The organism is Mucilaginibacter sp. P5_A6, assembly GCF_056400585.1.
Map to the genome: position 1 here is coordinate 1 of NZ_JBFUKZ010000007.1, position 16048 is coordinate 16048.

General features: G+C 42.0%; 16 protein-coding genes. 4 read left to right on the top strand and 12 right to left on the bottom strand.

From position 1 onward, the window contains the following. Positions 1–155: 155 nt before the first annotated feature. From AC1DO4_RS09020 to AC1DO4_RS09040, 5 genes are all read right to left on the bottom strand, one after another. Positions 156–719 carry a C40 family peptidase gene (locus tag AC1DO4_RS09020; RefSeq protein WP_477414985.1) on the bottom strand — a complete coding sequence of 188 codons (564 nt, stop codon included), beginning with the start codon at positions 717–719 and terminating at the stop codon, positions 156–158. Positions 720–869: 150 nt separating this feature from the next. Then, a complete protein-coding gene (gene mutS / locus AC1DO4_RS09025) occupies positions 870–3479 on the bottom strand; it encodes a DNA mismatch repair protein MutS (protein ID WP_477414987.1) in 2610 nt (869 codons plus the stop codon). Positions 3480–3708: 229 nt separating this feature from the next. After that, a complete protein-coding gene (locus tag AC1DO4_RS09030) occupies positions 3709–7371 on the bottom strand; it encodes a CheR family methyltransferase (protein ID WP_477414989.1) in 3663 nt (1220 codons plus the stop codon). 232 nt (positions 7372–7603) lie between these two features. Continuing rightward, complete coding sequence (locus tag AC1DO4_RS09035) at positions 7604–8032, bottom strand: VOC family protein (RefSeq protein WP_477414991.1); 429 nt, start codon at positions 8030–8032, stop codon at positions 7604–7606. A 150-nt stretch (positions 8033–8182) separates the two neighbouring features. Next, on the bottom strand, positions 8183–8740 hold the full coding sequence (locus AC1DO4_RS09040) for a sugar O-acetyltransferase (RefSeq protein WP_477414993.1): 558 nt from the start codon (positions 8738–8740) through the stop codon (positions 8183–8185). Positions 8741–9001: 261 nt separating this feature from the next. On the opposite strand from AC1DO4_RS09040, the gene AC1DO4_RS09045 reads away from it, so the two are divergent. Continuing rightward, entirely contained in the window at positions 9002–9772 is a 771-nt protein-coding gene (locus AC1DO4_RS09045; RefSeq protein ID WP_477414995.1) for an oxygenase MpaB family protein, read from the top strand. 68 nt (positions 9773–9840) lie between these two features. Here the strand turns inward: AC1DO4_RS09045 and AC1DO4_RS09050 are convergent, their stop codons facing one another. After that, on the bottom strand, positions 9841–10326 hold the full coding sequence (locus AC1DO4_RS09050; protein ID WP_477414997.1) for a hypothetical protein: 486 nt from the start codon (positions 10324–10326) through the stop codon (positions 9841–9843). 69 nt (positions 10327–10395) lie between these two features. After that, on the bottom strand, positions 10396–11331 hold the full coding sequence (locus tag AC1DO4_RS09055) for a cation diffusion facilitator family transporter (protein WP_477414999.1): 936 nt from the start codon (positions 11329–11331) through the stop codon (positions 10396–10398). A 204-nt stretch (positions 11332–11535) separates the two neighbouring features. On the opposite strand from AC1DO4_RS09055, the gene AC1DO4_RS09060 reads away from it, so the two are divergent. Continuing rightward, positions 11536–11946, top strand: coding sequence for a hypothetical protein (locus AC1DO4_RS09060; protein ID WP_477415001.1), 411 nt, complete (start codon positions 11536–11538; stop codon positions 11944–11946). A 105-nt stretch (positions 11947–12051) separates the two neighbouring features. On the opposite strand, the gene AC1DO4_RS09065 is transcribed toward AC1DO4_RS09060, so the two are convergent. After that, complete coding sequence (locus tag AC1DO4_RS09065) at positions 12052–12624, bottom strand: hypothetical protein (RefSeq protein WP_477415003.1); 573 nt, start codon at positions 12622–12624, stop codon at positions 12052–12054. A 186-nt stretch (positions 12625–12810) separates the two neighbouring features. On the opposite strand from AC1DO4_RS09065, the gene ppnP reads away from it, so the two are divergent. Continuing rightward, entirely contained in the window at positions 12811–13098 is a 288-nt protein-coding gene (ppnP, locus tag AC1DO4_RS09070; protein WP_477404431.1) for a pyrimidine/purine nucleoside phosphorylase, read from the top strand. A 175-nt stretch (positions 13099–13273) separates the two neighbouring features. Beyond that, a complete protein-coding gene (locus AC1DO4_RS09075; protein WP_477415005.1) occupies positions 13274–13603 on the top strand; it encodes a YbjQ family protein in 330 nt (109 codons plus the stop codon). Positions 13604–13762: 159 nt separating this feature from the next. On the opposite strand, the gene AC1DO4_RS09080 is transcribed toward AC1DO4_RS09075, so the two are convergent. The 4 genes from AC1DO4_RS09080 to AC1DO4_RS09095 all read right to left on the bottom strand — a co-directional run bounded on the left by AC1DO4_RS09080 (position 13763) and on the right by AC1DO4_RS09095 (position 15803). Then, complete coding sequence (locus AC1DO4_RS09080) at positions 13763–13960, bottom strand: hypothetical protein (RefSeq protein ID WP_477404427.1); 198 nt, start codon at positions 13958–13960, stop codon at positions 13763–13765. A gap of 45 nt (positions 13961–14005) precedes the next feature. After that, positions 14006–14500, bottom strand: coding sequence for a hypothetical protein (locus AC1DO4_RS09085; protein WP_477415007.1), 495 nt, complete (start codon positions 14498–14500; stop codon positions 14006–14008). A gap of 154 nt (positions 14501–14654) precedes the next feature. After that, complete coding sequence (locus AC1DO4_RS09090; protein WP_477404423.1) at positions 14655–14843, bottom strand: hypothetical protein; 189 nt, start codon at positions 14841–14843, stop codon at positions 14655–14657. A 363-nt stretch (positions 14844–15206) separates the two neighbouring features. Then, positions 15207–15803: a GIN domain-containing protein gene (locus AC1DO4_RS09095; RefSeq protein ID WP_477415009.1), complete on the bottom strand. Its 597-nt coding sequence runs from the start codon at positions 15801–15803 to the stop codon at positions 15207–15209. Between the last annotated feature and the right edge of the window lie 245 nt (positions 15804–16048).

Consider the following 16048-nt stretch of genomic DNA (forward strand, 5'->3'; position numbering starts at 1 on the left):
ACCACTCACCACTCACCACTCACCACTCACCACTCACCACTCACCACTCACCACTCACCACTCACCACTCACCACTCACCACTCACCACTCACCACTCACCACTCACCACTCACCACTCACCACTCACCACTCACCACTCACCACTCACCACTCACTAATTAGTCGACACAGTGGCTTCATCAACGGAGCCCGCCCTGGAAAAGTATTTGTATAAAGAAGGATCGCGCAGTTTTACAATGATAACCCCACGTCTTGAGCTGGCATGAACCACATATCCGTTTTGAAGGTATACTCCCACATGGCTAAACTGCCTGCCATCAAAATCAAAGAAAACCAGGTCGCCTTCTTTTAATTCGTCCTCATATTTACGCTTGATAACAGTAATTTGCTGGCTCGTCATGCGCGGAATAGTAATACCATACACTTGTTGCTCCAAAAGAAAAGCCAGTCCGGAGCAATCAACCCCGTCTTTATCCAGGCCACCAAATTTATAGGGAGTGCCCATCCACTGTTCAATAAAAGCATATAACCTGCCGTTTTCAATATCGCTTTTRCTTACGCCCATAATTTCGGCGTATTTGGATGCAATATCAGCATTAGGCTTCACCACGTCACCCGGCTGCCCCCTCATAGCGGCTTTGCGCGAGTGGCAGGAGGTAAAAATTACCGGCACAAAAAACAAAACGAAGCAATATAAAAGAAGGCGATGTTTGGTCATGCGGTAAAAATAGAATTTAAGCGCGAGTGAATAAGGCGGATGTTTTTAACATATCCACACAATTTGAAAATTTGAATATCTGTCAATTTGAAAATGATGCCTTCCTGATTTTCAAATCCTCAAATTACCAAATTTTCAAATTACAAGCATCTAACTTTTTATCACCCTTTGAATCTCATCCAGTTTCATCAGGGCCTCTACGGGTGTTAAGGTATTTACATCAAGATTGTTCAGCGTATCGCGGATCTTTACCAGTACGGGGTCATCAATCGAGAACATCTGCATCTGTACGGCTTGCTTCTGCACCTTGCGGATGCTTTCTTTGATGTGTTCGCCGCCGGTACGTTCGTTTTCGAGTTTTTTTAGTATTTCGTTGGCGCGGCTCAATACCTTTTGCGGCATCCCGGCTAATTTGGCTACGTGAATCCCGAAGCTATGCTCACTGCCGCCCGGTACCAGCTTACGCAGGAAAATAATCTGCTGGCCAACCTCTTTTACCGATACATTAAAATTCTTGATGCGGTTAAAAGTATTGCTCAACTCGTTCAGTTCATGGTAGTGGGTGGCAAACAGGGTTTTAGCTTTGGCTGCCGGGTGATTATGCAGGTATTCGGCGATTGACCAGGCAATGGAAATACCATCATAGGTTGATGTGCCCCTGCCAATCTCATCCAGCAAGATCAAACTCCGGTCGGATATGTTATTGAGGATACTGGCAGTCTCGTTCATCTCCACCATAAAGGTTGATTCGCCTGACGAAAGATTATCTGATGCCCCTACCCTTGTAAAGATCTTATCTACCAGACCTATAGAAGCCGATTTGGCCGGCACAAAACAACCCATCTGGGCCATCAGCACAATCAACCCGGTTTGCCTTAACAAGGCCGATTTACCCGCCATATTGGGCCCGGTAATGATGATGATCTGCTGGGTTTCCGAATCGAGGTATACATCATTGGTGATATAACTCTCGCCCAGCGGCAGGTTCTTTTCAATAACCGGGTGCCTCCCTCCTTTAATATCGAGCACCCGGCTTTCGTTCATCTCGGGCTTTGCATAGTAGTTTTTAATGGATATGGTAGCAAAGTTAAGCAGCACATCCAAACGGGCTATCAGCTGTGCATTAAGTTGAATCGGCTTAATGTATTCGGCAAGTGAGTAAAGCAGATCGTTGTACAGGCGGGTTTCCAGCGCCAGGATCTTTTCTTCGGCTCCCAGGATCTGCTCTTCGTATTCCTTTAGTTCGGGGGTTATATAGCGCTCGGCATTTACCAGCGTTTGTTTACGGATCCACTCCGACGGCACCTTATCCCGGTGACTGTGGGTAACTTCAAGGTAATAGCCGAATACATTGTTGAATGATACTTTTAAAGAGGGGATCCCGGTAGCTTCGGCTTCACGTTTCTGTATCTCCAGCAGGTAACCTTTACCGCCGAAGGCTATTTTACGCAGCCTGTCCAATTCCTCGCTGATTCCCTCATTCATCACCGAGCCTTTCACAATCATCACCGGCGGCTCGGGATGCAGCTCACGTTCTATTCTTTCGCAGATAAGCACACAGGGATTAAGCTGCTCGCCTATGGCGCGTAATGGTAAACTCTCTGATGTTTCGGCTGTTTTTTTAATAGAGCCGATTGCCATCAGTGCTTTTTTAAGCTGACTAACCTCACGGGGATTGGCCTTTTGCAAACCAATCTTAGAGATCAGCCGTTCCAGGTCTCCAATCTGGCGGATGTGGTTTTGCAGGTTTTCGCGCAGCTCTTCATGCTCAATCATGTACTCTACCACGCCTAAACGATCGTTGATAGGTTTAATCTCTTTTAGGGGCATCACTATCCAGCGGCGTAGCAGGCGGGCCCCCATGGGCGAACAGGTATGATCAAGTACATCAACCAGGGTAAGGGCATTGTCATTGGTTGAGCCCACCAGTTCCAGGTTGCGTACGCTGAATCTATCCAGCCATAAATACCTGTCCTCTTCAATCCTGCCAATGGCGCTGATGTGCTGCAGGTTACGATGCTCTGTTTCATTAAGGTAATGTATGGCTACCCCCGCGGCAATAATGCCAAGGTTAAGCTTATCAATACCAAAACCCTTAAGGGATTTTACGCCGAAATGCTTAAGCAGCGTTTCGGTTGCGTAATCGCCGCTGTACGGCCATTCGTCGAGGGCGTAGGTATAAAACCGGTCACCGTAGTTGTCCTTAAAATCGCGGGTGCGGCTTTTAGGGTAGATCACCTCCGATGGCGAAAAGCTTTGCAGCAGCTTATCAATATAATCGCTGTTACCCTGCGCCGTGTGAAACTCACCTGTTGAAATATCTATAAGGGCTATGCCAATAGTATTTTTTTCAAAGTGCAGCGATGCCAGGTAGTTGTTACTCTTTTGGTTAAGTATATTATCATTGGTAGCCACGCCGGGTGTCACCAACTCGGTAACGCCGCGCTTAACAATGGTTTTGGTGGTTTTGGGATCTTCAAGCTGATCGCAGATGGCTACACGCTGCCCGGCACGTACCAGCTTGGGCAGGTAGGTATCCAGCGAATGATGTGGGAAGCCTGCCAACTCGATATGCGTACCTACACCATTGCCACGGCGGGTAAGTACAATGCCCAGTATACCAGCGGCCTTAATGGCATCTTCGCCAAATGTTTCGTAAAAATCACCCACGCGGAACAGCAGCAAAGCACCGGGGTACTTCACCTTTATGGCGTTGTATTGCTGCATTAAGGGGGTTTCTTTGGTAGTATCTTTAGCCAAGCGGTTTACTCCTTTTGTTAATCGGGTAAAGTTAATGCATTGGCTGCGGTTTTAGGGCATTGTGGAAAAGTTGGACTGATGTGGATATCGGTTGCGGGGAGCCGGTTGCGGGGAAGCCCCCGGCTTAACTCAGCTGAAAGCTAAAATCGTACAATCCACGAACTACAAGCTCGCAGAAGTTCAAACACTATAAATGATAATTAAAAATCCGGTATCAGTTAACACCCAATCAACCTGGTATTACAAACCAAAAGGTTGATCCTTTGCCTTCTTCGCTTTCAACATCAATATAACCGTCGTGCCGTTTGATGATCTCGGATGAAATAAATAAGCCCAATCCTAATCCCGCATATTTTTTAGAGTTTTGATCAACCCGGTAAAAGCGGTCGAAAAGTAATGGTAACTTATCTGTTGGAATTCCGATACCAAAATCGGTGACAGCTATTTTGATCCCTTCGTTCAACTTTTCAGTTTTAATGATCACTTTATCGCTTTTTGGAGAATACTTTATGGCATTCGAGATCAGGTTGATTAAAACCTGTTCCAAACGATTCCTATCAGCATAGATCTGCAAACGGGCCTCACCCTCTAATATGATCTGATGGGTTGGCGAATTATTTTGTAATTCGTCCATACATTCAGCTATTAAGTCCTCCAGGATAAAATCGGATTTTCTTAGTTCCAGTTTTCCCGATTGGATCTTGGTAACATCCAATAAATCTTTAATCAATTCGGTAAGTTTATCAACCTGTTTATTGGCTTTTTGTGCAAAGGCATGCAAAGGTTTCATTTCCTCCTTCATCTGGGTTGCGCGCTCAATAATTTGCAGTATCGCCTTTAAACTGGTAACCGGCGTTTTTAATTCATGACTGGCTATGCTAATAAATTCATCCTTTTTGCCCAACAATTCCATGGTAGCTTCGTCAATAAGTTTTTGAGCTGTTATATCCAGTAAGGTTCCAATAAATCGAATGGAGATGCCCTGGTTGTCAAAATAGGCACGGCCTTTTGCTTTAAGCCATTTAATTTTTTCCTGGATAGGGATGGTCCTGAACTCAATATCAAACTCTTCGGAATGCCGCTCACGAAGTGTTTCGTTTATGCTATCCTCCACACGGACAAGATCATCAGGGTGGATCTTTTCTAAAAACGCGGCTACATTAACGCTGGCTGTTGGTGATAAACCAAATATTTCCCTGCAACGTTTATCCCAAATCAACTCTTTTGTTTGAGGGGCATAATCCCAGGTACCCAGGCCTGCCGAGTCGACCGCAAACTTTAGCCGTTCTTTGCTTTCGTTTAACAAGCGTTCAACTTCAGCCAGACCCTGTTCAATTTTTCTTTTATCAGTAATATCTTCAATTGAAAGCAAAATAAGCTGTTCGCCATTTACATTGTCAATTTGCCTGGCATTAAGGCACATGAAACGTTTTCCTATTGCAGGGAACACTTGTTCTACTTCAAAATCTTCCAGTTCTTTTTTTTGGGGGAGTATGTTTTCAAGCAACTCTTTAAGTTCGGGTATATCCCACTGACGCTCGCCAAGCTCGTATAGGTAATAACCATCTGTTTGCTTTTCATCAAGCTTAAACTTGTTATAAAATCCGCTTGTAGCACGTTTTACGCGCAGGTCGCTGTCTAAAATAAGTAACGGATCGCGAATGGTTTTTACAATACCTTCTGTGTACAGGCGGGCATTGTTTAGCTGATCGTTCCTGTCCAGCAATTCCCTATTCACGATCATGATCTCCTCATTGGTGCTTTGCAGTTCTTCCTTGGAGGTTTCCAGCTCCTCGTTCAGGCTTTGCAGTTCTTCGCTTCCGGATAGCAGCTCTTCATTAGCACTTTGTAATTCTTCATTAGCTGTTTCCTGCTCCTCGGTAATGGCGCGCATATCGGCGCGGGCCTGTACCAGTTCTTTTTCCAGTTGTTCAACACGCAGGTCGCTTTCATCATAGCTTGCATTGGCACGTGCAGGATTTACCTCATCCGGAACGTGCTGTACGCCTATTGATGAGGCATTTTGAAAAACAATAAGGTAATACGGTTCAATGGTATCTTTAAGCGGGATAGCCTGTAAATTAACAAAATGCTGTAAACCGTTCACTTTAAAAAACACAGCGAATTTGCGGGCAGGCAGGTTGGTTTTTGCTGCTGTATATAAAATATTCCGCAATTCAAATGATAAGCCTTCACGGGCCATTTTGAGCAGGTTGAAGCTGGGTTTACCAATGGGCGGAATAAGCCATGTTTCGGTAGCCCCCCTAAACTGAATGATATCAAATTTTTCGTTTACCAAAACAGAGGCCGGCATAAAGCTGGCAAGCATGGCTTCATCGGCTATCTTAAAAACATCCTTATCGGTGCTCACCTTTTGAAGATTTTTATCTATCTCCCTAAAATTTTGCTCCCGGCCAGGCGAATTTACTGCCATAAACCGGCCAATTGGTCCTTTCCTGGTATATATTTTCTCCGCACCATTAAATACCTTAAAAATATCGGTATTGGTTCCAATGGTTTCTGATTTACCAAGCATCAGGTACCCATCCTCATTTAATGCATAGTGAAAAGTAGCCAATGCCTTTTTTTGCAAAACGGGCTCCAGGTAAATCATCACATTACGGCAACTCACCAGGTCGATCTTTGAAAATGGCGGATCTTTAAGCAGGTTATGGCTGGCAAATACACACATATCCCTGATGGTTTTGCTTACCTGGTAAGTACCATCCTGTTTAACAAAAAATTGTTGCAGCCGGGATGAAGAAATACCCTCCACCTCGGTTTGCCGGTAAATACCGGTGCGGGCTTTTGCAATAGCAGTTTCAGAAATATCAGTAGCAAATACCTGGATCTTCATGGCGGCGGCTTTGTCGCCAAGCTGCTCCTGCAAACAGATAGCCATTGAATAGGCTTCTTCGCCTGTAGCGCATCCGGCTACCCAGATCCTTAACGCATCATTAGCCGTTTTTTTGCTGACCAGTGCCGGTAGTATCTCGCGGCACAAAACTTCAAAACTTTGCGCATCCCTGAAAAAGTTGGTAACCGAGATAAGCATATCATTATATAAAGCATCCTGCTCACTCTTGTTTTCACGCAGAAAAACAAGATAATTAGCCGGCTGCTCAATTTTATTTAATGCCATTCGCCTTATAATGCGGCGTTTTAAGGTGCTTTGTTTATAATAGGTGAAATCTACCCCGCGCCGAACACGCAATACCGTTAGTATTTGCTTAAATGTTTCGTTATCCTGCTCGGGTATCGTATCTGCAATTTCGAGGCTGGAATACTCTGTATGAAAAGGGTGGTTGATGGCTATCAGTTGCTCGGCTATTTTTTGTGGCGGCAAAACAAAATCAACAACACCCGCTTTAACCGCACTGTTTGGCATGCTGTCAAACGCGGCCGAACCCTCATCCTGGGCAAACGTTAAACCACCGTATGATTTAATAACCTGTAAGCCAAGTGTGCCATCATTTAAAGCGCCGGATAACACAATACCTACAGCATAACTTTGATGAATAACCCCTAACGAAGAAAAGAAAACATCAATTGTATTACTTTTTTTATGTTTTTTATCTATCGGTGTAAGCTTAAGTATGCCATCTGTTGCTGTTACTATTTTATTGGCGGGGATAATATAAAGATTATCCTGCTCCAGATGAATATTATCAGTGATCTGCTGAACGGGAAAAGGCGTTACTTTTTGTAATATCTCGGGTAAAATACTTTCATGACTGGGGCTTAGGTGCTGAATAAAAACATAGGCCATGCCCGACTTAGCCGGCAGGGCCTTTAAAAAAGATTTTACCGCATCTAATCCACCGGCCGAGGCCCCTATGCCAACAACCGGAAACTGTAACGATGAAGTACTTTCCCTACCCTCTTTTTTCATTAATGCTGTATAGCTAACCTGCTTTATGAAGCTGCAAAAAGCCCGAAATATTCGCAGGTTAATTTATACAACTATTTTGGTTAAAAGTACATTAATAACACTGTAGTAAAAAACATTAATTCAACACCAATTGTTTTACCATTGGTTAAGGTGATCGCCATCATATTTTTATCCGGTTATTGAGGAAAATGGGAAAGGAAACACTCTTCATCTATATTTTCCGCAATAACGTTTAGCCCTCCTCTGCCGGCCAGTGAAAGCAAAGCAGGTACCCATCAGGATCTTTAACATCCAGGGCTTTCCAGTTGTATTTAGTAATAACAGGTTTATTAACATTGATGCCTTTTTTTTGCAAATGAGCATACAATGCGTCGGTATCGGGGCAGCCAAAATAAAATGAAGTATCTGTGTGCGCGGCTATACGTATAAGATCGGGCGTATCTGGTCTGCCTGGTTTTTCATAAGCTGTATTCAGCATAAACTCAATATCATTCAGCTTAAGCAATACCCAGTCTACATCATCACCCTCGCCTGACGATGCCATTATTTTAAAACCCAGTATATCCCGGTAAAACCGGAGTGATGCGGGCATATCAAACACCTGGATAAGCGGGGCCATACCGCTGATAGCGAAGGTAGGAATGTGGTTTTGACTACTCATTTGCTTTAATTAAAATTCCTGGAACGAAAGTTTTAAAAATTACCGGCACTTACCCAAAGCTACTGTTTGTACGCATCTTTATAATAAAAGAAATGACAATCGTTTTTAAGTATCGATAGGGTCCGGAAGATGTATACACACAAACAACCCCTACAATTCCTTTATTACCCGGCACGGGTTCCCAACCGCCACCACATTGGCCGGGATGTTTTTGGTTACAACGCTGCCTGCTCCAATAGTGGTATTTTGGCCAATGGTAACACCGGGACATACAATTACACCACCGCCCAACCATACATTATTGCCAATAGTGATGGGCGCAGCATATTCGGGGCCTTTTATGCGTTCGGCGGCTACTACCGGATGGTAGGCGGTGTAAAGCTGCACATTGGGCGCCATAAAAACATTGTCGCCCAGGGATACACGGGCGCAATCCAGTATAATGCAATTAAAATTGAGGAACAGGTTATCGCCAGCGAAAATATTAAAACCATAATCGCAATAAAATGGCGATTGGATGTCGACAGCGTTTGTGAAACCACCCAACAGTTGCTTTAAAATAGCGCGTTTGGTTTCTTTATCATCATAGCCGGCGGCGTTATATTGCGTAAACAGTTTGCGTGCCCTTGAGCGGCCGGCAACTAATTCAGCATCCCCGGCATCATAAAGTTCGCCGGAAATCATTTTTTCAAGTTCAGATTTTTGCATTTCGGTTTTATATGGATTAAATATATGATTTATAGACCAACCGCATCGGCAGCATAATTTTTTGCTTGTGAAGGTTTCTAATTTCACCCCTATTCCCTTTTTACCCTCCCCCCGGTTACCGCAACACTTACCATTTGCAATTTCAAAATACTTTCATTTACTTTGTAATACAAAGTACTTTTGTATGTATATTTAATAAAGGATATTTTTTAGAAAACACGGTTGGCAGCTGCGTACCTGCAAATCATTCAACATTAAAACATGACTTATTTTGTAAGTGAGGATTCGATAGTAAGAAAGATCTGGGGCAAGGCCGATACCATCCTGTTTATTTTTGCGGGAGCTGCCGCCGAGTTTGCCCTAAACAAAGCTGTAGACTGGCTTTATTTTACCGGTCGGCTGCCTGCCGATCCGCTGGCGCGGCTATTCTCTACAGTTGCTTATTCCAGGCAGATCATTTTCTCGCAACAGGAGGAGGCTTTACAAGCTATCGACAGGATCAACGCCATCCACAAAGGAGTGGAAACCAGTCGCGGGGCGCAAATACCCGACTGGGCTTACCGTGATGTATTGTTTTTGCTCATCGATCTCTCTATCCGCTCCTACGAACTGCTGGAACGCAAGCTTACCGAAGCCGAGAAAATTGAAGCGTTTGATGTTTTTAACCGCGTTGGCCTGCGCATGCAGCTTACCGGTTTACCTGCCAGCTATGCCGCATACCAGCTTATGCGTAGCGAGCACCTGCAACAAAACCTGGTAAGCGGTAAACTCACGCTCGATCTGTATCGTCAATACAAAAAACACCTTGGGCCGGCGCGTTACCAGGTATTAAAGCAGGCCCAGTTGCTGGTTGTACCGCCCTTGGTGCGCAAACACCTGAGCTTAGGTAAAATACCGTGGCTGCTGGCTGTTGTTTGGGCTTACCAATTTTTAAGGCTGATAAAAGTGGAAACCTTTTTACGCAATGCCCTGCTGCCTGCAGCTTATAAGGCGCAGATTATTGCTATGGATAGCCAGTTTGTGTCCAGATGAAATGGGCATCCATTACGTAAATATTCATTGGCCAAAAGCGCCCTCACAATGTTTAAATTACATATTGGCTATTCAAGTTCCAGTTTTTCTTCATACGTCAATTGCATACCTACTTCTATGGTATTTACATTTGGACGCAGGAATATAAAGTAAGCCATTAAACAAACAGATATCATTAAGTAAAATAAATTTCCGGTTGTTAAAAAAACCGCTATTCCAAATAAAGAAGATCCTTCTAAGGAAGCGAACCTTCTAATTAAAGCCATTTGGTAGATTTTCATCTTTTCTATTAGTGAAATTCCAGCTGATATCCGGGATAAGATTCTTTTATAAATAACTACACTGAAAAGTGTTGCCGCTGCAGCAAAAACAGGAACTATATAAAAAAAAACATCATGCTTATTATTGTTTACATCAAAAAAAATGGGGTTTTTATTAGTCAACAGACCAATAACCGCAAACAAGGTTTGCCCAACTAACAACGCAGGATGTATAATCCTCATTGTTTTTAAAATGCCCTGAGGGGTCTGAATTACTGTTGATTTACTTGCCATAACGACACTTAGTTTAAAAGTGCATTATACCTTTTTTTTTAAACCCTTAGATATTTATTTTAACAGTTCCTAAATATACGTCTGCACATTAGGATCTACCTTATCAATATAAATTTCGGGCTGGATGATCAAAAAATGCACCAGGCTATATTCATCCTTCACTAAATTCCTGATGCGGTCGATAGCCTCGTTGATACCCGCAGTATTGAGCTCTTTTTTAAAGGCGATAATCAGCATCAACACAATTTCGTTTGGAGATTGATAGGTTGACAGGATATGCATCAGTTTTAATACATCTGTATCTTGTTCCACAATCTCTGTAATTCTTTTTTTAGTATTGGCGCCTATCCCCTCGCCCATGAGCAGGCTGCGGCTTTCGCGGGCTAATATTAGCGATACGCAGATGAGCAATATCCCTACCAGCAGCGATGCCAGGCCATCGAGATAATCAATATGATAAGTATGACCCAGGTACATGCAAATTGCAACAATAAATAAGCCTATTACTGCGGCGCTGTCTTCAAACAAAACTAAAAATGTTGATGGGTCTTTACTTTTGGTGATGGCCCGCCACCAGGTATTGTCTCCCCGTAATTTATTAAACTCTTTTGCCGCTATTACTAATGATGAGCCTTCAAATATTACAGATATGCCCAAAACAACATAATTCCACGTTGGGTTGCCAGGTATATCCGGGTGAATAATATGGTAGATGCCCTGGAAAATGGAAACACCACCGCCAAGGCCAAATATCAATATAGAAACAATGAACGAATAGAAATAAAGTTCTTTACCATATCCAAACGGATGCGTGGCATCTGGTTTTTTCCGGCTTTGTCTCAATCCGAAAAGTAATAGCACCTGGTTAGCTGTATCAACAACCGAGTGTACGCCTTCGGCTATCATAGCGGCGCTGTTGCTAAAAAAACCCGCTATAAATTTTGTTAAGGCAATAAGCAAATTTGCCACCAGCGCGCTGTAAATAGACTTGTTTGATGATGCCATACAAAGCCATAATACTTTTAAACTATAAATTGTTTGGATAAGCAAAAAAACCAACCGGTAAGTAAATTACCCAGCCTCCTTTTTTGTGTTTTTCATAACAATCTATAATTGCATAACTACCATCTTTTCAAACAATTAAAACAATTCTGGCTGTCGGCTATTATATTAAAAGTTAATTTTTTCACCGTTTAAAGAAAAATTACTATGAAAAATTTAAGAATAACAGCCGCAGCTTTAGCATTATCATTTGCTGTCCCGGTAGTATTTGCCGCTAACTATAAAGCAGGCGGCGAACTTAAAAACAACCAGCTAACCATCAAAAAAACAAATATGATTACTGATACGATACCGGGGAAAAAGAAGAAAAAACCAAAAACGCCAGCACCAACTCCTGCACCTGTGCCTACACCAACACCTGTACCAGATCCAAGTCCAACACCAACACCTGTACCAAATCCGAGTCCGGTACCTGCACCTGTGCCAGATCCAAGTCCGACACCTGCGCCAGTGCCAAATCCGAATCCGACGCCTACACCAAATCCAAGTCCGACACCAACACCTACGCCAAATCCGAGTCCGCCCCCTACGCCAACACCGACACGGCCTGGCGTATAGTTTGCCGGTTATAAAATTTCTATATAAAGAAAAACCCTTCTGTTATGAATACAGAAGGGTTTTAAAAATTTAAAACGATTATTATATTTTTTCTCCGGAATAAAGTTATTGATTATTATCTCCAAATGTATAAGGCAGGTTAGTGAAAGAACCTAACAGGATCTGCGAGATTTCTATAGATACATAATTACCATCGCTATCATAATTAACCTTTTTAGCGGTAAAGGCATAAGTACCTGTTATAACTTTTTTGACGGTATCGATAGCAGTTATGGTAGCCGACCCGGAGCCTGGTTCAACTGTGCCTGTTTGGGTGTATACGTAATCGCCTGAAGCATTTTTCTGCAGCGTATAATAAGTCATGCTTACATTACTGGTACCATCTACTTTATAAGTAGCTAAAGGAAAACTATTGGCATTTGTACTGTTTAATACGTTTATACTAAAGGTTACACGTTTTGAATTGGCTGTACCTGTTACAAAAAAGGTTTTTACTTTTGTAGCGTCATTAAAGCTGATGCGGGCGGTTACCGTATCGGGGTACCATTCAACACCATTAATATTTGCAGCAAGGATTTTATCAGAGGTAGTAGAAGCGGTAGTAACAACGTCTTTTTTACAGCTTTGGAAGTATATAGCCGATATAAGTAACAGAACAATAAGTTGAATTTTCCTCATATATAAATTTTATGCAAAACATTCGCTTTGCAGATTTTATGCAAATAACGCTCTTTGCAGATTAATAATTACAACCAAAGTTAACTTTTTCACATATTTTAACATTCGGCAATTTTAGGCTTGTTAATTTGTGGTCGATATTTATAAAACAAATGGTTTTATTTAAGGATATTAGTCGCTTAAATTATGAGTATGATTAACGTAAACGAATATTTTGAAGGAGCGGTAAAATCGCTGGCCTATACCAGTGCCGAAGGCCGCAGTACCATTGGGGTAATTGAAAAAGGCGAGTATGAATTTGGCACATCAAGTCATGAAACCATGATTGTTATTGAAGGCCAGCTGGATGCTTTATTACCCGGCGAAGAAGATTGGCAATCCTATACCGGCGGCCAATCATTTGAGGTTGAAGCCAATACCTCATTTAAGGTAAAAACCCATGTGCAAAGCTCTTATCTTTGTAAATACAGGTAGTGATAGTAAAACAGAACATCCCGAACTTATTTTGGGATACCGCATTCAAAGTATACAGCATGCCGAACTATGGTGCTGTAAGATGATGAAACAAGTATATAACAGCCCATGGGCATTTAAATATTATCGTAACATTTAACCTTACAAACACTCTAATCACTAATAAAATAAAACAATGGATACTTCACTTATTACTACCAGTACCGGTTTAGATGGTTATCGTATAATTAAACACCTGGGCGTTGTACGCGGTATTACCGTACGCAGCCGCAGCGCATTGGGTAATATTGCGGGTGGTTTTCAGTCGCTTTTTGGTGGACGGCTTTCAATTTATGTTGAGCTTTGCGAAAATGCCCGCGAAGAAGCTTACCAGCTTTTAATACAACACGCGCAGGCAATTGGTGCAAACGCCATCATCAATATGCGTTATGATGCCAACGAAGTGATGCAGGGCATTACCGAAGTGTTGGCCTATGGTACCGCCGTTGTGGTAGAGAAAATTTAAATTCCAGGACAAGAATTAAGACGTAAGATACAAGACACCTGGCCCTCATATCTTACGTCTTTACTTTTATTTCAATCATCACAGCCTATGCAGTTAAAAAAAATACCCGGCTGTTTGGCCAGGTATTTTAGGGGATAACAAGTTTATTTAACTGCCGTATTAATTAAAATAAGATAAGGGGATCGTTTTCCACAGGCCATGTGCCAGGTGGCCTATCAATAGCTCATAAATAAGGTAAACCGGCCAAATGAGGTAATGGATAAGTAATAAAAGTATCGAATGGTTATAATACCAACTGATCATGAGGGTATATAGGCCTAATACAAGATATAAAATACTGGTGTCCCTGGTTTTCATATTGAATTTTTCTGCTGATTTTTTTTGAACTAAATTAAACAATTATCAGTTACAATTTTCCATGTTGTAAAGCACACTAAATCCGGCGGCGCTATTGGTTTGTTGCCGCCCGGTTTGGGTATCGTATTTATACGGTTTTTGTGCAAGGGCATTCCCTCTTAACAGAAACTCAACCTTCATGGTATCCTTTACGCCCTCCTGGTTAAAAGTCCAGGTAGCTTTAATGATGTTATTGTTAAGTGTACCTGTTATTAACCCTTTTTTTGCATCCTTTTCTTTAGGCTGCCAGCTCATTTCGCCGGTAACTTTGTCGCCGTTTATCAGCATGCTTACTTTTGTGGTATCCTGAGCCTGGGTGCCATCGGTGTAGAAAAAACAGTACCGCATATTAATCACAGGAGCACTTTTGGCATTGGTGGGTTTAGCGTGTTTTTGTGAAGATTTAGCATTGGTGGAATCGGCACCGCCGGCATTGCTACCGCCTGCCGCGCAGGATGCCATAAAAGCCAGGCCTAGCAACGAATATAAATTGATCCTCATAATTTTTAATTGTCTGTGTTTTCAAGTACGACAATCAGAATTCAAAAAGGTTCAAAGGTATATTGGGTATTTATTTAAGGGAGAGATATACAATGATTTATGTAGTGTAAACATTCATTTTGTTACACTACATAATATTGTAAAGGGGGACGGATTATGCTTTCTTTTCGGGGGGAGTAGATACAATTTCGCCAAATTCATTAACGTAAGCCATCATGCTTTCCAGGTCGCTGCCCCCGCCATTTTGCTGACGCTCCTGTTTGCGCTGTTCTTTATCTTCTTTCTTTTTTTGACGATTTTTTTCGAGTTGCTTCTTCATGAATGTTGCCTGCGATTTAGCCATGTTTGTTAAAATTTAGTTAAACAATGTGCATTTCCCTGGTTACACCTATATCAATCTGATCAACGGAACTAATGTTCGGTATCTGGAATTACATGAAAAGGATATCATCAATTTAATTTCCGGGCAGCAACGGTATCAGCGGGGATAAAAATGAACCCTGATCAATAAGAATTGATTAGTGGGTGGCTATAAGGAAATAGCTATAAATTTCCGTTTGTTTTGCAAATATACGAAAATTTTGCACATTAAGATTGCCGGTTGCATGGGCATTGCCATTTTAAATACGGATCTACCTCAAACCAAAAACAGCCACCCGTTTGGGTAGCTGCTTAATATTTTATGGTAGATTGCTTTTGGGTGATGTTATATACCTGCATACTCGCCCAGTTTAGCTTTTTCGCCTGTTAATTTTTCTGTAGCGTTATTGGTAACTAAATAGGTCCTGTTCACGCTTGATGATATGTTGTGTACCAGGCTATATTCCTGTACATTACCGCTAAGGTCGGCTTTTGAACGATCATTCATTGTAACACGGGCGCTGTAGGCATCCAGTTTCAGATCGGCAGAAGCGTTGTTGTACAATTTTACATCAAGCTCAATGGCAGATAAGTTTCCGAATGATTTTACTTCGGCGTTATCATAAGCGGTGATTGCTGAAAGCTGTTGTGCGGTAACCCATACTACCAGTTTTTCGGTTTTGTATGATGAGATCCTCAAAACACCTTTTTGTGATTGAACMAATGCACTTTCGGCATAGTACTGGTTGTAAACCTTTACCTGGTCGGCAGCGCCGGTTGAAACGTAAACCTGCACATTGCCATAAACTTCTATTTTGTTGATGTTGCTGATGTCGGTTAAAACAATTGCTTTAGTATTATTATCTACTGTTGCGTAAGTTGAATTTGTGATGCCAAGTACTGAAACTATTACAGTGAAGATGGCGATTAAGTTAGTTTTCATGATATTAATATTTTGATTGTCAGTTGATTATTTATTTATATTTTTAAATACACCAATATGACGATCTCAATTAAAAAACGTTACAGCGTTATGGAGGGTAATAGTTGTATGCCGGTTTTTTGTCGGTAAGCAGTATATTTTACCCGGTGAAATAAAGATAAAATTTAGCGTAAAGGTGCGGGTTATATGGATCGGGGTGCGGGTGTGGAGTTTTCGGCGAGAGATTGTTGGCTTAATTATGAATA

Bases quoted from the DNA above. Each gene is read 5' to 3' on its own strand.
- AC1DO4_RS09040 (WP_477414993.1), bottom strand. From the start codon at position 8,740: ATGCAAAAATCTGAACTTGAAAAAATGATTTCCGGCGAACTTTATGAT.
- AC1DO4_RS09030 (WP_477414989.1), bottom strand. From the start codon at position 7,371: ATGAAAAAAGAGGGTAGGGAAAGTACTTCATCGTTACAGTTTCCGGTT.
- AC1DO4_RS09060 (WP_477415001.1), top strand. From the start codon at position 11,536: ATGAAAAATTTAAGAATAACAGCCGCAGCTTTAGCATTATCATTTGCT.
- AC1DO4_RS09075 (WP_477415005.1), top strand. From the start codon at position 13,274: ATGGATACTTCACTTATTACTACCAGTACCGGTTTAGATGGTTATCGT.
- AC1DO4_RS09055 (WP_477414999.1), bottom strand. From the start codon at position 11,331: ATGGCATCATCAAACAAGTCTATTTACAGCGCGCTGGTGGCAAATTTG.
- AC1DO4_RS09045 (WP_477414995.1), top strand. From the start codon at position 9,002: ATGACTTATTTTGTAAGTGAGGATTCGATAGTAAGAAAGATCTGGGGC.
- AC1DO4_RS09065 (WP_477415003.1), bottom strand. From the start codon at position 12,624: ATGAGGAAAATTCAACTTATTGTTCTGTTACTTATATCGGCTATATAC.
- AC1DO4_RS09085 (WP_477415007.1), bottom strand. From the start codon at position 14,500: ATGAGGATCAATTTATATTCGTTGCTAGGCCTGGCTTTTATGGCATCC.
- AC1DO4_RS09090 (WP_477404423.1), bottom strand. From the start codon at position 14,843: ATGGCTAAATCGCAGGCAACATTCATGAAGAAGCAACTCGAAAAAAAT.
- AC1DO4_RS09080 (WP_477404427.1), bottom strand. From the start codon at position 13,960: ATGAAAACCAGGGACACCAGTATTTTATATCTTGTATTAGGCCTATAT.
- AC1DO4_RS09050 (WP_477414997.1), bottom strand. From the start codon at position 10,326: ATGGCAAGTAAATCAACAGTAATTCAGACCCCTCAGGGCATTTTAAAA.
- ppnP (WP_477404431.1), top strand. From the start codon at position 12,811: ATGAGTATGATTAACGTAAACGAATATTTTGAAGGAGCGGTAAAATCG.
- AC1DO4_RS09035 (WP_477414991.1), bottom strand. From the start codon at position 8,032: ATGAGTAGTCAAAACCACATTCCTACCTTCGCTATCAGCGGTATGGCC.